At 41.4% G+C, this 17,939-nt stretch carries 21 protein-coding genes; 15 read left to right on the forward strand and 6 right to left on the reverse strand.

Annotated elements, in window-relative coordinates; translation table 11 throughout:
• Positions 1–36: 36 nt before the first annotated feature.
• From ACWIWK_RS00305 to ACWIWK_RS00325, 5 genes are all read left to right on the forward strand, one after another.
• Positions 37–387: a cupin domain-containing protein gene (locus ACWIWK_RS00305; RefSeq protein WP_454149782.1), complete on the forward strand. Its 351-nt coding sequence runs from the start codon at positions 37–39 to the stop codon at positions 385–387.
• A 63-nt stretch (positions 388–450) separates the two neighbouring features.
• A complete protein-coding gene (locus tag ACWIWK_RS00310) occupies positions 451–1,143 on the forward strand; it encodes an NAD(P)-dependent oxidoreductase (RefSeq protein WP_454151989.1) in 693 nt (230 codons plus the stop codon).
• A gap of 46 nt (positions 1,144–1,189) precedes the next feature.
• Positions 1,190–1,318 (forward strand): hypothetical protein, encoded by a 129-nt coding sequence (locus tag ACWIWK_RS00315; RefSeq protein ID WP_454149784.1) that lies wholly within the window; start codon positions 1,190–1,192, stop codon positions 1,316–1,318.
• Between the two features lie 75 nt (positions 1,319–1,393).
• On the forward strand, positions 1,394–2,392 hold the full coding sequence (locus tag ACWIWK_RS00320; RefSeq protein WP_454149786.1) for a DNA adenine methylase: 999 nt from the start codon (positions 1,394–1,396) through the stop codon (positions 2,390–2,392).
• Positions 2,393–2,402: 10 nt separating this feature from the next.
• Positions 2,403–3,005 carry a type II restriction endonuclease gene (locus ACWIWK_RS00325; protein WP_454149788.1) on the forward strand — a complete coding sequence of 201 codons (603 nt, stop codon included), beginning with the start codon at positions 2,403–2,405 and terminating at the stop codon, positions 3,003–3,005.
• 16 nt (positions 3,006–3,021) lie between these two features.
• Here ACWIWK_RS00325 and ACWIWK_RS00330 read toward each other — a convergent pair whose 3' ends face one another.
• The 3 genes from ACWIWK_RS00330 to ACWIWK_RS00340 are packed head-to-tail and all read right to left on the reverse strand — an operon-like array spanning position 3,022 to position 4,788.
• A complete protein-coding gene (locus ACWIWK_RS00330; protein ID WP_454149790.1) occupies positions 3,022–3,189 on the reverse strand; it encodes a hypothetical protein in 168 nt (55 codons plus the stop codon).
• Entirely contained in the window at positions 3,182–3,355 is a 174-nt protein-coding gene (locus ACWIWK_RS00335) for a hypothetical protein (protein ID WP_454149792.1), read from the reverse strand. Before ACWIWK_RS00335 ends, ACWIWK_RS00330 begins: the two co-directional genes overlap by 8 nt.
• A gap of 35 nt (positions 3,356–3,390) precedes the next feature.
• Positions 3,391–4,788: a lysozyme inhibitor LprI family protein gene (locus tag ACWIWK_RS00340; protein ID WP_454149794.1), complete on the reverse strand. Its 1,398-nt coding sequence runs from the start codon at positions 4,786–4,788 to the stop codon at positions 3,391–3,393.
• Positions 4,789–5,244: 456 nt separating this feature from the next.
• On the opposite strand from ACWIWK_RS00340, the gene ACWIWK_RS00345 reads away from it, so the two are divergent.
• The 10 genes from ACWIWK_RS00345 to ACWIWK_RS00390 all read left to right on the forward strand — a co-directional run bounded on the left by ACWIWK_RS00345 (position 5,245) and on the right by ACWIWK_RS00390 (position 12,813).
• On the forward strand, positions 5,245–5,583 hold the full coding sequence (locus tag ACWIWK_RS00345) for a hypothetical protein (RefSeq protein ID WP_454149796.1): 339 nt from the start codon (positions 5,245–5,247) through the stop codon (positions 5,581–5,583).
• 205 nt (positions 5,584–5,788) lie between these two features.
• Complete coding sequence (locus ACWIWK_RS00350; protein WP_454149798.1) at positions 5,789–6,271, forward strand: MarR family winged helix-turn-helix transcriptional regulator; 483 nt, start codon at positions 5,789–5,791, stop codon at positions 6,269–6,271.
• Between the two features lie 96 nt (positions 6,272–6,367).
• Positions 6,368–7,306 (forward strand): DsbA family oxidoreductase, encoded by a 939-nt coding sequence (locus ACWIWK_RS00355; RefSeq protein ID WP_454149800.1) that lies wholly within the window; start codon positions 6,368–6,370, stop codon positions 7,304–7,306.
• Between the two features lie 142 nt (positions 7,307–7,448).
• Complete coding sequence (locus tag ACWIWK_RS00360; protein WP_454149802.1) at positions 7,449–8,063, forward strand: YceI family protein; 615 nt, start codon at positions 7,449–7,451, stop codon at positions 8,061–8,063.
• Positions 8,064–8,123: 60 nt separating this feature from the next.
• Positions 8,124–8,861, forward strand: coding sequence for a DNA-3-methyladenine glycosylase family protein (locus tag ACWIWK_RS00365; protein ID WP_454149804.1), 738 nt, complete (start codon positions 8,124–8,126; stop codon positions 8,859–8,861).
• A gap of 159 nt (positions 8,862–9,020) precedes the next feature.
• A complete protein-coding gene (locus tag ACWIWK_RS00370) occupies positions 9,021–9,593 on the forward strand; it encodes a YceI family protein (protein ID WP_454149805.1) in 573 nt (190 codons plus the stop codon).
• 3 nt (positions 9,594–9,596) lie between these two features.
• The gene (locus ACWIWK_RS00375) at positions 9,597–10,010 is read left to right on the forward strand and encodes a transcriptional regulator (protein ID WP_454149806.1); all 414 of its coding nucleotides are present in this window, start codon (positions 9,597–9,599) and stop codon (positions 10,008–10,010) included.
• Positions 10,011–10,074: 64 nt separating this feature from the next.
• On the forward strand, positions 10,075–11,412 hold the full coding sequence (locus ACWIWK_RS00380; protein WP_454149808.1) for an HAAAP family serine/threonine permease: 1,338 nt from the start codon (positions 10,075–10,077) through the stop codon (positions 11,410–11,412).
• A gap of 14 nt (positions 11,413–11,426) precedes the next feature.
• Positions 11,427–12,077 (forward strand): ribonuclease HII, encoded by a 651-nt coding sequence (locus ACWIWK_RS00385; RefSeq protein ID WP_454149810.1) that lies wholly within the window; start codon positions 11,427–11,429, stop codon positions 12,075–12,077.
• 154 nt (positions 12,078–12,231) lie between these two features.
• Entirely contained in the window at positions 12,232–12,813 is a 582-nt protein-coding gene (locus ACWIWK_RS00390) for a bacteriohemerythrin (RefSeq protein ID WP_454149812.1), read from the forward strand.
• Positions 12,814–12,870: 57 nt separating this feature from the next.
• On the opposite strand, the gene fumC is transcribed toward ACWIWK_RS00390, so the two are convergent.
• The 3 genes from fumC to ACWIWK_RS00405 all read right to left on the reverse strand — a co-directional run bounded on the left by fumC (position 12,871) and on the right by ACWIWK_RS00405 (position 17,641).
• Positions 12,871–14,271 (reverse strand): class II fumarate hydratase, encoded by a 1,401-nt coding sequence (gene fumC / locus ACWIWK_RS00395; RefSeq protein ID WP_454149814.1) that lies wholly within the window; start codon positions 14,269–14,271, stop codon positions 12,871–12,873.
• Between the two features lie 125 nt (positions 14,272–14,396).
• Positions 14,397–15,773, reverse strand: coding sequence for an anaerobic C4-dicarboxylate transporter (locus ACWIWK_RS00400; RefSeq protein WP_454149816.1), 1,377 nt, complete (start codon positions 15,771–15,773; stop codon positions 14,397–14,399).
• 341 nt (positions 15,774–16,114) lie between these two features.
• Positions 16,115–17,641, reverse strand: a complete 1,527-nt coding sequence (locus ACWIWK_RS00405) for a DASS family sodium-coupled anion symporter (protein ID WP_454149818.1) — start codon at positions 17,639–17,641, stop codon at positions 16,115–16,117.
• Positions 17,642–17,939 lie beyond the last annotated feature (298 nt).

The following is a 17,939-nucleotide window of genomic DNA, read 5'->3' on the forward strand; positions in this document are numbered from 1 at the left end:
GTTAGCGAAATCAAACCAAAAATTAAGGAGGCAGAAATGTCAAAATTTAGTAAAATCTCTTTTGGAAATGAGCCACGAACAGAGTTTAAGGAAGCACTTGGGGCGACAGGCTGTGAAATATCCTACAATGCCTTGTCAGCGGGAAATGCAGTGCCATTTTACCACGCACACAAGCAAAATGAGGAAATTTATATCATTTTGGAAGGTGAGGGCGAAATGGAGTTAGATGGGCAAAAAGTCGCACTCAAGGCAAATGACGCGCTTCGCATTGCGCCAAGTGTAATGCGAAAAATGTCAGCAAAGACGGATTTACGCTTTTTGTGTGTGCAGGTAAAGGAAAATAGCCTAACACAATGGACGCAAAATGACGGCATTATAGGCGAATAGGGGGCAAAAATGGTAAAAAATAATAGACGGAAATTCTTAAAAATTTCGGCTTTAGGCGTAGGAATGGCGATTTTTGGGGCTAACACATTTGGCAAAAGCTTTGGCAAAAAAGGAAAATTAAAAATCGCTGTTTTGGCTGCCACAGGCAAGGCTGGGCGACTTATCACGCTTGAAGCCCTAAATCGCGGGCATAGCGTAACCGCGTTTGTGCGAAGCGCGGATAAAGCAAAGGATTTGGCAGATAAGGGCGCGAAAGTGGTGCAAAAGGACATTTTCGCGCTTGTTTCAAGCGACTTGGCGGGATTTGATGTGGTGATTAGCGCGTTTGGCGAGTGGAAGGATTTGAGCCTCTATAAAAAGCACGGAGCGCATTTAGCTAAAATTTTAGCGGGCGACAACGCGCGACTTCTCGTAGTGGGCGGTGCTGGAAGTCTCTATATGGATAAAGCACACAAAGTAATGCTAATGGATACGCCCACTTTCCCGCAAGCACACAAAGGCGTGGCAAAGGCACATAGCGAGCTTTTGGACTTGCTTCGCAAATCAAAAAATCTAAATTGGGTGTATGTAAGCCCACCCGCAGAGTTTGTCGCAGACGCACCCAAAAGTGGCAAATACAAAATCACAGGCGAAGAGTTTGAGGTAAATGACAAGGGCGAATCTAAGGGCTCTTACGCGGATTATGCAAGTGCGATGATAGATATTGCAGAAGATTCTACGCGAAACAAAGTGCGCGTGGGCGTGATAGGGCTATAATATTTTGTGGCTTGTTTGCGTAGTTTATCTGCGTGGTTTGCCCGCTATGAAAATCCTTATTGTGATATTGCAAATGCTAATTTTTGCGCTTTTTGTCGCGTATAAAACGCTTGCAGCAATGAGTAAAGGCAAAATCTGCGTAAGCGGAGTGAAGCTAAAGATTTACGCAAAATAAAAACAAAATATGTTTTGTTAAGGCAAATTTTTATACAATTTGACATTTTATTTTGCTTCAAGGAATGCGATAGCTATGTCAAATTTGGCTTACAACCTTTCTAATCAACCCGCGCTTTTTAGTGTGGATTCTAACGCGGATTTAAGCGAAAATCTAGCGGAGCGAAAAGCGCGGTTTTTAGATTCACTCAAAGGCAAAAATCTAGCCTACAAACGCTACACCAAAAGCCCTTTACGCTATGGCGGAGGTAAAAGCCTAGCCGTTGGGCTAATAATCGAGCATTTCCCAAATGATATTTCACGCGTCATTAGCCCATTTATCGGCGGTGGGAGCGTGGAGGTGGCAAGTGCGTTGGAGTTAGATTTGGAAGTCAAAGCCTTTGATATTTTTGATATTTTGGTGAATTTTTGGTGCGTTTTACTTTCAGATTCTGACACGCTGTGTGAAAACTTACAGAATCTAGAGCCAAATAAAGAGACTTACGCGACAATCAAAGCCGAGCTAAAAGCGCATTATAAAAATGAGGCGAAGCTCGATAAAATCACACTCGCGCGGGATTATTATTTTAACTTTAATCTTAGCTATGGACCGGGATTTTTGGGGTGGATGAGCAAAATCTATGAGGACAAAACGCGCTACACAAATATGCTTAATAAACTGCGTGATTTTGGGCGCAACAAAAAAGCGCGAAATCTTAGCGTGGAGTGCGCGAGTTTTGAATCTGTTTTTGAAAAATACCACAACGACTTTTTCTACTGCGACCCGCCGTATTTTCTCACAGGCGATTCTAAAATGTTTAAGGGAATCTACCCTATGCGAAATTTCCCCATTCATCACAATGGCTTTAAGCACGAGCTACTAGCCGAGCTTTTGCGCGCGCACAAAGGCAAGTTTGTGTTGAGCTACAATGACTGCGAGTGGGTGCGCAATGCGTATAAAGATTTTACAATTTTAGAGCCAAAGTGGCAATACACAATGGGACAGGGCGAAACGCGAATCGGCAAAAACCGCATCGAGCGTGGCGATACGGATAATATCAAGCAAAGCCACGAGCTGTTGATTATCAAAGAATAAGGGTGTGAAAATGAAAATTAGCGAAGTCAAAACGGCGTTTAAAATCGCTGATGTGGAGTTTGTCGCGGGTAGCACGAAGCTAAATTTTAACTACCTAAAAAATCTTAAAGATGAAAACGGCAACGCCTTGCCACAAAGCATTTTAACCCAAAATGTCGCGCGGGTGTATCTTATCGTGGTTGATGGGGTGATAAAGAAAATCGGTGGAAGTCAAGCGGTGGGTGGAATCAAAAATACGCTAGAAATCTACAAAGACGGCGGAGTCAAAGGACGCCCGAGTATCCGTAGTTTTGGCGTGTGGTATTTTCTCTATCATACGATTTTAAGCGGGGCAAAAATCGAATTTTATATGATTTATCAAGAGAATTTTGAAAAAGAAATCAAAGGGCTTTTTGGACTAAAAAATGTCAAAAATGCGTATATTTCGTATAAGCTGATTGAGGAATGTTGCATAACGGATTATTTGTCGCGTGAAAATGGTAAGCACCCTGATTGGAATGTGCAAGAGCAGGGCAAAGACTGGCCACTAGAAATCAAAAACGAACACGCAGAGATTCAAAAGAATGCGCAAAGTCGAGCGAAAAAGATAATAAGAAAAGAGGCGAAAAGATAACCAAATCACACAGATTTTAGAGTCGCACGGCATTACCCACAAATACGAATTTGATTTTAAGGCTTTTAGCACGGGCAAGACAGAGTTTAGCAACCATAAAGAGATGATTTTTGTGTGCGAAGTGGTAAAATGCAAGTGATTTGAGAGAGAATCTATATGCAAATATAAATGCAAATCTACGCAAAAACGCGTAAATCTACCCTGCGTAAATCGCCCAAAGATTCAATATATACGCAATATTCGCCAAATAATTTTCGCGCACTAAATGCGAATCCACGCCCCAAAAACTCATCATTGCACCGCACTAACTGCTCTAATACAAAGTCTTTGTAATTCGCGCTTGTCGCCATTTCTGCCCCCTAAATCTCGCAATTTTATCGCAAACCTACTTTGCGCGTTTGTCATTTTTGTGGCTTTGATAGCTCTTTATCACACGCGCCAAAATCCCCTTTGCAAAGGGCGCAATCTCATCATAGCTAAAATAAATATCCGCATCTCTTGACCTTAATACATGCGGGAAGCGAATCGCAACAACCAAATTTTCTCTATCAAATTGCGCATTATTTACCCAAAAATTCTCCACTTGCGAATCTCGCTCATTATTAAAAAAGTCCGCTTCACCGCATTTACATTGCCCTTTATTATCGCAATTATCTAGGAAAAAATCCTCATCGCAATATTCGCCTCCCCATTTTTTAACCACGATCTTTCGCAAATTTGCATTGTCATTTAGCAACTCACGCACGGGCATAGCAGGCAAAAATGCCTTGCTTTGCGTATCAAACCATCTGCCATATTTTTGGGCAAATACCAAGCCACCGCCATTTGTGTGCGATTCGACTGCGCGTTGAAAATCTTGTGAATAAAAATATCGTTGCGCTTTTGATAGCATTTTGTAGCAGCGATTAAATGGCGCGTTTGATTGATAATCATCGCTCTTTTTGGCATTTTCGCCCAAACGCTGACAAAAGCTATCATTTAAAAATTTTGCGATAAGTTTTGGCGAATCTTCTTTTGCGAATTGCAAGGATTCTATGTCAAAATATGCGACAGAACTGCCCTCCGTGCAGTAAGCCCCACAACCTTCCCATAGCTGACTAATCTCTAAAAAATCATCATCAAACGCCTGTATTGCTACACTGCTTATAGAATTTGGCATCAATCTATCTTCATCTCTATCAAAAGGGAGAATTTCTTTGTGGGCATTTTGCTTTGATATTTTTTGTATGCCGTCTAAATAAAAACTACCCACAATAGCGATGCCCACATCATCAAGGTATAAAAACGCGCCATTTGGATTTAAGTAATCTTTATCCGTCAAATTCACGCCAAAGCCTATCATTGTGGCTTTGCAGAGTTTATCGCCCAAACATTTGCCATCTTTGTTGCGTAAATCTATGGATTTTTCTTGCATATAGTGGGGATTTGGGTGATTTGGGCTTGAATCTTTGAAGTTTAAAATCTCAATGCTCCGTTTTTCTAATTTAGCTTCTATGCACTTTTTGTCGCTTTTGCAACTCACTAGCTCTTTTAGCCACGCCCTTTGATTTTCTAATAATTTTTGTGCGCCTTCTTTGTTGATGATTGCCCTTTGTAGCGCAAAATCTCTAGCCATAGCCGAATCTAAACTACTGAGATACGAATCAGCGCAAATCGCCTTTTCTGTCTCATTTCGCGCCTTTTTGCAATCAAAGCTGGGTTTATTTTTATTGGATTCATCGGCGTTTAGATTGTGATTCGCACCCAAAATAAGCACAAAAAGCGCGATAAAGATTTTTTTCATTATGGCGTCCTTTTGGATTAAAAAATGACAAAAATAAAACGCGATTTTAGCAAGATTTTGCAAAATTTTGTGCTTTATAACATTCGCGCAAATTTTTGCAAAAATTTTTACAAATCCCCCCTTGACTTAGATTCGTGCTTGTGTTTTATAATTGTGTTTTGTTGTTTTTGGTTGAGATTGCCACGCAAAATCTAGTGATTTTCTAAAGAAACTTCGCTTTTGCTTGCTTTGCTATCAATGACACAACGCAAATTCTCGCAATGACAAAACAGCATTGAAATTTTAAAATTTAAAGCAAGCAAATTCTTTCTCCCGCATTCTCCCGCGCGCGTTTTTTGCCTTAGTTGTCATATCATTTTATCGTTGCAAAATCCACACAAATTCTTTAATGGATTTTTGGGCGTTGTTTTTATGTTTTTATAATTGCAACATAATTGTGAGCAATGGAGGCTACATTTGAGTGATTTGACTTACTTTGCTTATAGTAATGCGGAGCTAGATTCTCTCAAAGCCAAAGATGCAAGGCTTGCGGGTATGATTGAGAGAATCGGGCGCATCAAACGCGAGGTAGATAGCGACTTAATCGCAAGCGTGGTGCATCATATCATCGCCCAGCAAATCTCTACTAAAGCCCAAGAGAGCATTTGGGTGCGGTTTTGCGACAAATTTGGCGCAAAGAAAAGTGTGAAGCAAAAAGCTGGACAAAATTTACATAACAATTCAAGCAAAAACTCAAGGCAAAAAGCGCGAAATCTCGCGCCACAATCTAAACTCAACATACCAAAAACATACTAAAACCCTCAAACCTCGCAATGATAATGATTTGTGGGGTTTGCATTACTCATTCAATACGACAACATCAAAAACATATTTTGCAAAAAATCTCACAAAAACCGCTTGACTTAATAATATATTTTTTATATAATCATATTTTTATATTTTATGATTTTCGTATAATATAAAAATCATAATTTGTAAAATCTCTTATAAGGAGGCGTAAATGCCAAACAACAAAGACACACAAACGACCAAAACCACGCAAAATTCAAGCGAGGATTTTATCCATTTAGGCTTTATTTGCAAGCAGATTTCACTACTGCTTTATGACGCACTAGAGCCCATATATGCCAAATATGAGCTTGATTTTCGCCAAGCTGGGATTTTGTTTATGGGGTTAAACGCAAACCTCTCCCAAACCCATATCGCAAGGCTCGCCCGCACTGATAAAAACACCATTGGCGTAATGATAGATTCCCTGCAGGAGCGCGGATTACTAGAGCGCAAGCAAAACCCAAAAAACCGCAAAGAAAACCTTATCTTGCTTACCAAAAAGGGACAAAATCTAGCACTAAAATTGCAAAAAGACATTGCCAAAGCGCAAAAAGAGGCTTTAGGGATTTTGCCACAGGTGCGATACAGCGAGCTTTGCGAGGAGCTAGCGAGCGTATATCAGCACCTTAGGGCAAAATCCACACAAAATTAACAAAAATGTGCGTAAAAGGCGGGGTTTTACGCATTGCACAATGCGTGCGTGAAACTCACACGCAAATTTTAAAATTTAAATTTTAAAGGAGCAAAAATGAATACAAACAAAACACTTACAATTATCCAATACACCGACCCTATGTGTATTTGGTGCTATGGGCTAGATGTGGCTTTGCGTAAAATCGAATTTAGCAACGATAATGTAGAGATACACAATGTGTTAGGGCTTTTGGTGCGCGATAGTAAAGAGATTATTGGCGATGATGAGTTTGCGCCATTGCGCTTTACACAACTAAAAGAGCAAATGAGGGCGCATTTTTTAGACGCGGGGGAGCGAGCGGGGTTGCCACTTGATATTTCTCATCTCGATTCTAAAAAGGCAAGTGATATTACTTCGCTTCCTGCAAGTCTGTGTGTAATGGCTATGAAGCTAGTGCGTAGCGAATCTCAAAGCGCGTATTTGCGCCGTGTGCGCGAGGCATTTCATAGCGATGGGCTAAATACGAGTGATGAAGGTGTATTGCTAAATTTAGCAGGCGATTTTTTGCGTGATTTCGATGAACAAAATGCGTTTAAGAGTGCGCTAGAAAATGGCGATGCGCAAAGAGCGTTGCAGAGCGATTTGCAACGCGTGAGGACAAAATCTATCCGCGCATTTCCCACGCTAGAGCTCCTCTATGGCGAGAAATCCCAGATTTTGCAAGGTTTTATCGAATATGAGGGCTTAAAGCGCATTATCACAAGGCTTAGCGATGGCGAGTGTGTCTTGCGCGAAATGGAGTTTAGCGATGAGGGCTTAGTCGCGTTTGTAACGCGATTTAAGCGTGTGAGTGAGCGTGAGACAAGCATTGCGCTCCATATCGACACAGCGAGATTACGCGAGCGTGTAAATCTGCTAGAAAATGCGGGGGTTTTAGAAACGCAACAATGTGGAAATAGCTACTTTATAAGCCTGCCTCATAGTGTGTCGCGTGGCGTAGCAAGTGGCTTTGCGTGTGAAAATGGCGTGTGCCAAAATGTTAGCTTGGCTTAGATTTTAGGATTTTGTCATATTGAGCGAAGCGAAATATCTCAAAGCAGCTTCTTAAAAAGCCCTTACATTCTAGAGATTTTTCGCTACGCTCAAAATGACAACATACGCAAAACAGCATTTAAATTTTAAAAAAGGAGCAACAATGAAAAAAGCAATAAAGATTTTCGTAGGATTTGTAGTGGTAGTAGGTATCGCGTTTGGTGGTATGGTGGTAGTGAGCAATGCAACTCGGGGTGAGTTTGTCGCGCAATTACAACAATCGCCGACTTTCACGCAAAAAGAGGGAATCTACTTTCGCGTAGTCAAATTTGGCTTTATCGATGTGGTGGGTGAGTTTAAGGAATTTTACTCTCAAGGCAAGGTTGAAAATGGTAATATTACGCAACTAAAAGGCGAGATAAGTGCGGATTCTGTGGATAGCCAAAGTGAAAAGCGCGATGAAATAATGCGTAGCGAAAAGTTGCTACATACCGCGCAAAATCCCCGTATTGAATTTGAAATGAGTGAGTTTGTCGCTAATGCGGTGGCACAAAAAGGCGAGCAAAGCGGACAAAATACTCACGCGATTATCAAAGGCAACCTCACGCTAAATGGCATAACCAAAGAAATACAACTAAACACGCATTTAGAATCTAATGCCAAATTTCAAAATATCATCACGCTTAGCGGACAAATCAATGTCAAAGATTTTGACATAGCAAACTTCCCTGTGGTGAGCGATTTTGTCGATATAGGCGCAAGGATTGTGCTTGATTGAAATGGCGTTATTTTTATGTTTTTATAATTGCAACATAATTGTGCGCAATGGAGGCTACATTTGAGTGATTTGACTTACTTTGCTTATAGTAATGCGGAGCTAGATTCTCTCAAAGCCAAAGATACAAGGCTTGCGGGTGTAGTTGAGAAAATCGGGCGCATCAAACGCGAGGTAGATAGCGACTTAATCGCAAGCGTGGTGCATCATATCATCGCCCAGCAAATCTCTACTAAAGCCCAAGAGAGCATTTGGGCGCGGTTTTGTGACAAATTTGGCGCAAAGGACAATGTGAAGCAAAAAGCTGGACAAAATTTACATAACAATTCAAGCAAAAACTCAAGGCAAAAAGCGCGAAATCGCGCGCCACAATCTAAACTCAACATAGAATCTCTCATTAACGCAGGTGTGGATAACCTGCGCTCTTGTGGGGTTTCAGCGCGCAAGGCGGAGTATATCATCGACTTTGCGCGCAAGGTGCAAGCGCGTGAGTTTGACATAGAGCGCGTGAAAAAAATGAGTGATAAAGAGGCGATAGATGAGCTAGTCAAACTGCGTGGGATTGGGGTTTGGACAGCGGAGATGATATTGCTTTTTTGCCTGCAAAGAAAGGATATTTTAAGCTATGATGATTTGGCACTGCAGCGCGCTCTAAAATTACTCTATGGGATAAATGGCGAGGGCAAACAGGGCAAAATCCCTAAAAATGTGTTTGAAACATATCGGGCGAAGTTTAGCCCTTATGGCAGTATCGCAAGCCTCTATCTGTGGGAAATCGCAAGCACAAAATTTGAGGGTTAGATTGTAAAATCTCAACAAACTTAAGTCCGCTATTTTGAATAATTTTTATAAATTTCAAGGTTTTTTTAGATTATATTTGGTTAATATTCCTCTTAATGACTTTCACTTTAGTGATTTTCATTCAATAGAAATGCACCAAACCACCTTAGGATAAACACTATGCAAAAAACAATAAAGACAAAATGGCAACACGCAATAGCCCTTATGGTGATAGGGATTTTTAGCACAATACTTAGCACAAACGCCAAAGACTTCTCTGTGCTTTTAGATTCTCATATTGGCTTTGAAGTGAAAAAATTTGGACTGATGAATGTCAAAGGACATTTTAAGGAATTTAGTGGGGAATTAAGCCTTGATGAAAATGGGCAAATTAGCGCACTAAAAGGCGAAGTGGCAACGCATTCAGTCTTTAGCGATAGTGCGAAACGCGATAAACATTTGCTTGAGAGTGATTTTTTGGACGCAAGCGCATTCCCTAAAATGAATCTGCAAATGATACGCTACACGGCACAATCACAAGATGACAAAACAACAAAAGGCACAATCATAGCAAAACTGCAAATACGCGATAAGACTAAGGAAGTGGAGTTTGAGAGCCTACTAAGCCAAGATAACGAAATAAGCCTTGAACTAAAAGGTGTGATTAACATTAAAGATTTTGGCATAGATGGCTCGATGATGAACTCAAACACCGTGCGCATTATCCTGCAAACGCGGTGGAGTGAAAAATAGTAAATGGCGACAAGTGCGGAGTTTAAAGATTTTGTTTTGGATAGGTTGGAGCAGTGTGTGCGTGAGGGATTACATAAGAATCTAGGTGGGGGTTTTAGCTTTAGTGCGAGGAAAATGTTTGGCGAATATTGCGTGTATATTAAGGATTTGCGTGGCTTTGGTGGCTGTGTGTCAGGCGAAAATGGAGGTAAAAAAGTGCTGTTTTTACTCTGCGATGAGCAAGTCTTTATCAAAAAATACGAGGCTTTGGAGCAAATCGCGCAGGATTTTAGCGCGTATTTTTCGCTTGGATTCCCTTTTGAAGGTGCGAGGGAGCATTATATAATCGACATTGAAAACACAGAATTGCTCTTTGCAATCATACAATCCACATTGCCGTTTTTGCCCACTCCAAAGCCCAAAAAGAGCAAAAAATAAGTTATTGTTTTGCGTGTGGCAAATTTATAGTAAAATGCGCCAAAAACTCTAACAAAGGACTTTTATGCAATCAAATGCCGACAAAACACCCAAATGGAGTTACTTTGATATAAGCTGGATACTCTCACTCTTTGGCACAGCAGTGGGTGCTGGGATTTTATACTTGCCAATTCGTGCTGGTGGCGGAGGATTTTATCCTGTGGTGGTGATGTGTGTGCTGATTTTCCCAATGGTATTTTTAAGCCACCGCGCTTTAGCACGATTTGTCGCTCAAGCAGAGGGCGTGGATAAAGACATTACACACGCTGCGGAGGAGTATTTCGGGCTTGGTGTGGGATTTTTTATCACTATTTTATATTTCTTTGCGATTTTTCCCATTTGTCTAGCTTACTGCGTGGGTATCACAAACACTTTTGCAAGTTTTGGTTACTACCAGCTTTTGCCACTGCTAGATTCTCAAAGTGCGTTAAAAGCCTTTTTAGAATCTGCCTATCAAATCCAAGATTCTCAAAATGGTGCTATCGCCACGCTTTTACCTATTTATCGTGCGGTGCTTGTCTTTATGCTTGTGAGTGGGTTTATGGGCGTGATGCTTTTTAAGCAAAGATTGATTTTAAAGGTGTGTGAATGGCTTGTATATCCGCTATGTGCGGTGCTTTTTGTCTTTTCGCTCTATCTTATCCCACATTGGAATCTCGCCTCTCTTAGCCAAATGCCAAGTGTAAATGATTTCCTTATCGTAGTGTGGCTGACTTTGCCTGTGCTTGTTTTTGCGTTTAATCACTCGCCAGCAATTTCAACTTACGCGCTTAGTATAAAGCGTAAATACCCGCAAGACTACGAAACAAAAAGCAATCGCATTTTATTTGCCACTTCATCAATGCTACTTTTCTTTGTGATGTTTTTTGTGTTTTCGTGCGTGCTAAGCCTCTCGCCCGATGAGCTCTCTCAAGCTCGAGCACAAAATATCCCCGTGCTTTCTTACTTTGCCAACAAATTAGGCAATCCTATAATTTCTTACGGGGGACCGCTGGTTGCATTTTTAGCCATTACGAGTTCATTTTTTGGGCATTACTTTGGGGCGCGTGAGGGCGCAGAGGGAATCGTGCGTAAATGCACCAAAATAGCTGGATTTAACCCAAATTTACGCGCTATATCCGTAGCTTGTGGCATTGCAATGTATGTCATAATGCTCTTCGTGGCATATTATAATCCAAGCGTGCTTGATTTCATCGAGAATCTAGGCGGTCCAATCATCGCAACAATTTTATTTTTAATGCCTATAATAGCGATTTGGAGCGTCTCTAAACTAAAAAAATTTAAGAATCCCGCGCTTGATTTGTTTGTATTTTTCACGGGCTTGCTTAGTATTTTTAGCCTTGTGTATAAGTTCTTTGTGTAATCACATTAGATTATGTGGGGGCTATAAGCGTGGTTTGTGGCATTGATGAAGCTGGGCGTGGCTGTTTATGTGGGAGTTTATTTATGTGTGGAGTGCTTGGGAGCGAGCAAGACTTGCAAGACTTAGGCATCAAAGATAGCAAAAAACTCACACAAAAACAACGACAAATCATCGCTAAGAATCTCCACACACTCGCCAACAATGGAATAATCAGCTACTTCCTCACACAAAAATCCGCCACACAAATTGACACACTTGGCTTAAGTGCGTGCTTAAAACAAAGTTTAGAAGAAATCGTTGCCTTTTTTAGCACACGACAAAACGCCCAACCCAAACACACACAGCAATCAACCACACAAAAGCCTCTCCACGCCTACACATTTCTCTATGATGGCAACACTTCATTTGGGCTCAAAGTCCCTCCCCCACATAACCTTAAAACACTCATAAAGGGCGATTGTAAGAATCTGCTTATCGGCGCGGCGAGTATCCTCGCAAAGGTGGCAAAGGATACAGAAATGCTTAAACTCCATAGTCTCTATCCTCAATACCACCTAAAAAACAACAAAGGTTATGGCACAAAAGCACACATTCAAGCAATCTTAGAGTTTGGATACACGCAAGAGCACCGCAAGAGCTTCCATATCACGCAACGATTATTATAAATTTGTAATTTTGTTACTATTAAGATAATATTTATCACTTACAATCTATTCTTGTCTATATTTTATAAAACTTTAAGGTTAAATTGATTACTCTTAGGTAATATAAAGAACAAATTTGGTTGGATAGTGAATAAGTATATTTTTGGGGGTTGCTATGGTTATACCAGAGTGGAATAATGAATATTCAGTGCATAATGGGGCTATTGATGATGAGCACAAAATGCTTTTTGAGCTGGCGCGAAAGTGCTATAACATTCTGCATAAGAATGTCGATAGGAGTGAAGTTAAGGCGATTTTGATAGAGTTTTTTAATTATATGCGCACGCATTTTAGCCACGAAGAGCATTATATGAAAAGTATTGGCTATCCTTATTTAAGCGAGCACCAAAAACTGCATAGAGAGATTATGAAAGAAGTGGCAAATATCACAAAGACTTCAAGGCAGACACAAGATTTAAAACAAAAGCTCATTTATGTGGCGAGAGATTGGCTTGTGGGGCACATTATGCAAGAAGATATGAAAATTGAAGAATGGCGTGCTATACAAGTAAGCAACAACACGCTTAAAATGCTTGAATCAAATAATGCAAACTCAAACGCGAATAGCTATGTCTATCAATGCAAATGTAAAATCCACAAAATGAATAGAAGCGAACACACAAAGCTAAGTAAAATAGATTCACAGATTCTCTGCAAAGATTGCAAAGAGCCTTTAGAATTTTTACACGAAGCCTAATGCCCTTAGATTTGAAGACTCCCCATTATTCAGTGGGGCAGTCTTTGTTTTTAGAATCTATGCCTTTGGTTTTATCATATTTTCAGGCACGACATATTTATTAAAGTCTGCCTCACTAAGAAGCCCAAGCTCTAAGCACGATTCCTTGAGTGAGATTTTCTTTTTGTGTGCGTTTTTTGCCACTTTTGCGGCATTTTCATACCCAATATGCGGATTTAGTGCGGTTACGAGCATTAGTGAATTGTGTAGGTTGTGGTCGATTTTTTCTTTATCAGGTGCTATTCCCACCGCGCAATGCTCATTAAACGACCTCATCGCATCAGCAAGCAAATCAAGACTTTGCAAGAAATTATAAATAATCACGGGTTTAAAGACATTGAGTTCAAAATTCCCTTGAGACGCCGCGAAGCCAATCGCCGCGTCATTTCCCATTACTTGCACACACACCATTGTGAGAGCTTCGCATTGCGTGGGATTGACTTTGCCCGGCATTATGGAGCTTCCGGGTTCGTTTTCTGGGATAAGAATCTCGCCCAAACCACAGCGCGGACCGCTAGCAAGCCAACGAATGTCATTTGCGATTTTCATTAGGTTTGCTGCAAGAGCTTTCATCGCCCCGTGTGTAAATGTAATAGCATCGTGGCTGGTTAGGGCGTGGAATTTATTAGGACTTGAGACAAATTTCACACCTGTAAATTTACTTAACTCCTCGCTTACTTTTTCGCTAAGTTGGGGGTGTGCATTTAGTCCTGTGCCCACAGCTGTCCCTCCGATTGCTAACTCGCGCAATGTTGGCAGTGAAGCGGTGATTTGCTCCTCGCTGTGCTCTAACATAGAGAGATACCCGCTAAACTCTTGTCCCAAAGTAAGCGGAGTAGCGTCTTGGAGATGTGTGCGCCCGATTTTGACTATGGAATCAAACTCTTTAACTTTCTTTTGAAATGTCGCCTTTAGCTCACGCAACGCAGGCAATAGTTTCTTTTCTATTTGAATCACACTTACGATACTCATCGCCGTAGGGAATGTATCATTTGAGCTCTGAGACATATTGACATCATCATTTGGGTGGATTTTTTTGCCATCTTTGGCGCGAAAATCCCCGCCCAAAATCTCACTAGCACGATTGGCAATGACTTCATTCATATTCATATTGCTTTGCGTGCCACTTCCTGTCTGCCAAATCGCGAGCGGGAAATTATCATCAAACTTGCCATCGATGATTTCATCACACGCCTGCGTAATCGCCTTTTTCTTTTCATCATTGAGCTTGCCTAATGCGTTATTAACCACCGCCACAGAACGCTTGAGCTTAGCAAAGCTATAAATTAACTCTTTTGGCATTTTTTCAACGCCGATTTTGAAGTTCTCAAAACTTCGTTGCGTTTGTGCACCCCAATACTTTTCATTTGGGACTTTGACTTCACCCATTGTGTCGTGTTCGATTCTGTAATCTGCCATTTGTTACTCCTTTTAAAAATAAAATTAAGACGAGGTATTATAACACCAAATGAGAAAATCCACCCTCGATAAGCTATCTTATCAAGGGTGGAATACGAAAAGTTACTTACAAACTAAAGAGATTCTTAGACATATCCTGCAATAAGCGCAAACACATATCCAAACACACAGGAGCTAAATACGCCCACAAGTCCCGGGATAATGAAGCTGTGATTGATTACAAATCGCCCGATATGCGTAGTCCCTGAGCGGTCAAACTGAATGGTCGCCAAGTCGCTTGGATAAGTAGGCAAAATGTAATATCCATAGCACGCCGCCGCAAATGCCACGATGATACCGGGCTCTACGCCGATTCCAAGTGCCAAAGGCACAAACGCCGCTAAGGCTGCTGCTTGTGAATTTACGAATTTTGAGATGAGAAGTAGCATTATCGCGTAAGTCCAAGGATGCTCTTGCACCACTTCACCAAGAGAGGCTTTTAGCATAGGTGTATGCACGGCAAACATCGAATCTGCCATCCAAGAAATACCAAACACCGCTACCATAGCAATCATACCTGATTTGAAAATCGCATTGTTGCCTATGTCGCTAACCTTTACCTTTGTGAAAATCACCAGCGCAGAGCCTGCCATAAGCATAAACATCTGAATCACAGCTACCATACTCATAGGCTTGTCATCAAATGCTGGGCGAAGTCCTTTGAAAATCCCTAGCAACGCCACTAACGCAATCGCTCCTAAGAAAATAAACATAGCCACCCACTCTATCGTAGGGAGTTTCACGCCTAAAAGTGTTTTGCTCTCGCCATAGACATATTCTTTGAATTTTGGGTCTTTGATACGCTCTTGGAATTCCTCATCTTTATCCAAATCTTTGCCTCTAAACCACGAGTAGATTCCCACACATAGCACGCCAAATGCGCCGCTAGGGATAGTGATTTTTAGCAAGTCGATGTATCCATCAAAGCCAGACATATGGGGCACGCCCTCTGCTAAAAGCATTGCGGTAAGGCTCACCACCGCCACGCTCACGGGTGAGCAGATAATCCCCATTTGGCTAGCGATAGACGCTCCAGCCATAGGGCGTTCTGGGCGGATATTGTTTTTAATCGCAATGTCATAGATGATAGGCATCATCGTATAAACTACATGCCCCGTGCCACAAAGAATGGTAAGAAACCAAGTTACAAACGGAGCTAAAATTGTGAGAAATTTGGGATTTCTACGCAAGATTCGCTCTGCGATTTGTAGCATCACATCTAGCCCACCGCTTGAGAGCAATGTCGCACTCGCCACCACCACGCAAAGAATGGTAAAAATCACATCGATTGCAGGCTTGCCCGGCTTGACACCAAAGCCAAATGTAAGGACAAAAATCCCAATCCCGCCGAGCAATCCAAGCGCAATCCCGCCTTTCCTCGCACCATAAAACAAACAAATTAAAACGATAATAAGCTGTATTGCAAATTGCTTGCTATCGCTTAATGACATCAAAAAATCCATAAAACACTCCTTTTGCAAAATATCGCAAACAACCAAAAACAACAAAAATCTAACATTGGGAAGACAGAGAGCTAAATTTATCATCGCACTTAGTAGTCGCGTGGAGCAGATTTTATAAAAAAAAAAAACACCCATAGTCAATAAAATTGCCAAAATTTTACATAAAATTTACTTTTTATTTACCTTTTGAAGTTTGGTTAAAAATTCAATGATGTAATGAAGTATTTTGTGGTATATGTGATACATCAAAGGCTAGATTCCATTTATCAAACAGAATCTAGCCATACTTTAGAAGAATGTATGAAGCACTTTTAGAATCTTTGCGCGACACCTCCGCCCTATTACGCGCTAGCTCCGCCGTGTAGGCTTAGATGAGGCATTATGAAATCTATCCAAGGGATTCCCACAAGCAAGTAAATCACCATATAAATCGCCGCGAAGATTCCACCAAGTAGGAAAAATGTCGGTCCTTTGATATAGTGGCTACCAAACCACAGCGGGCTACACCCTGTGCCATAAGGCGTGATAATCCCCATAAAGCCCATAGGCAAGATAAGCAACAATAGCGTCTTATTGACATCGAGCCCGGGGATTGACTGCACGAGCGTTACAAAGATGAGCATTACAGCGGTTACATACGCAGTCCCAGAGGCAAAGAAATAGCGCAACCAAGAAAACGCCAAAATCAGCGCGATAATCGCCACGATAGGCTCTACGCCATCAAACTTCCCATCAAAAAGATTTGCTAGCCACGCGATAAAGCCCACATTATTTAGCCCGCCAGCCATAGCCACAAGCGTAGCAAACCATACAAGCGTGTTCCACGCGGGCTTATTGCCTAAGAAATCCTGCCAGCTAATACATTTTGCCGCTACCATTAGCACTATCATTAGGAGTGCGGTGGTCGTGGCGTTTAGATTATAGAGCGCGGATTTTGGGAAAAAGCTCCCGCCTACCCACAGCACAAGCCCGATGAGCGCGATTACAATCATAAAGATTTGCGGGCGAGTGATTTTGCCTAATGCGTCATATTTTTGCTTCGCCCAATCCACCACTTCTTTGCTTCCTTTGACTTCAGGCGGGTAAATCACATAAGCCAAAATCGGCGTGATAATCCACAAAATAATCCCCACAGGTAAAAATGCTAAAAACCAGCTTACCCAATCCACGACTGCGCCACCGCCTTTTTCTATTTGCGTTAAAGCTAGCGGGTTTGGAGCTTGCCCTGTTAAGAAAATCGAGCTCGATACACAAGTCGTAGCAAGCCCTGTCCAAATAAGATACGCGCCGATTTTGCGTGGATTTTTATCAGGGTGAGAATCAAACATAGGCGCAATGCTTGAAACCACAGGATACACTGAACCACCGCTTCTAGCGGCATTGCTAGGGATAAATGGAGCGAGGATTAAATCCACAAGCGCAATGGCATAGCCTAAGCCCAAAGTGCTTCGCCCTAGCTTACTTACGATATAAAGTGCTAGCCTCTCGCCAAGCCCTGTCTTAGTGAATCCTAGCCCAATCGTAAATGCCGCAAAGATAAGCCACACAACCGCGTTAGAAAATCCGCTGATTCCCCAATTTAGCGCGTCTGCGGCTTTGATTTTGGCTTCTATCTCGCCTGAGCCTTTTGGTCCTAGTCGGAGCACCACCGCTATCACAATGGCAATCACGCCGATAAACGCAGGCGGGATAGGCTCTAAAATAAGCCCTAAAATTAGCCCCATAAATACGGAGAAATAAATCCACGCATTATGAGTGCAGCCCTCAGGTGCATCTACACCCCATAACTTTGGCAAAATAAACACGATAAGCCCAAACACCACAGGTGCAAAGAGCTTCGCATAAAACACCGCTTTGTCCTTTTCCATTGATATGTCCTCCCAATGTTAGATTTGCAATACGCTTGGGATTATAAAAAAAAACACCCACAAATTTCAAGGTAAATTTGTGATATTTGATAGTTTTTCTTAATTGCTGGGTATTTATTACTCACTTTTTCAGTGATTTATTTAAAAGGTTTTATTATTTTTTACCTTACCATTTATTTGTTGGGGTAACGCTGTATTCACTTTTTATAAACAAATGCGCACGATTACACATCACAAAGCGATTTACAGGGCAGTGAAATTTCTTTTAAATAGGGTTTGACATATTGTAATTGCAAAT

The sequence above is a fragment of the Helicobacter sp. 23-1048 genome (assembly GCF_053654545.1).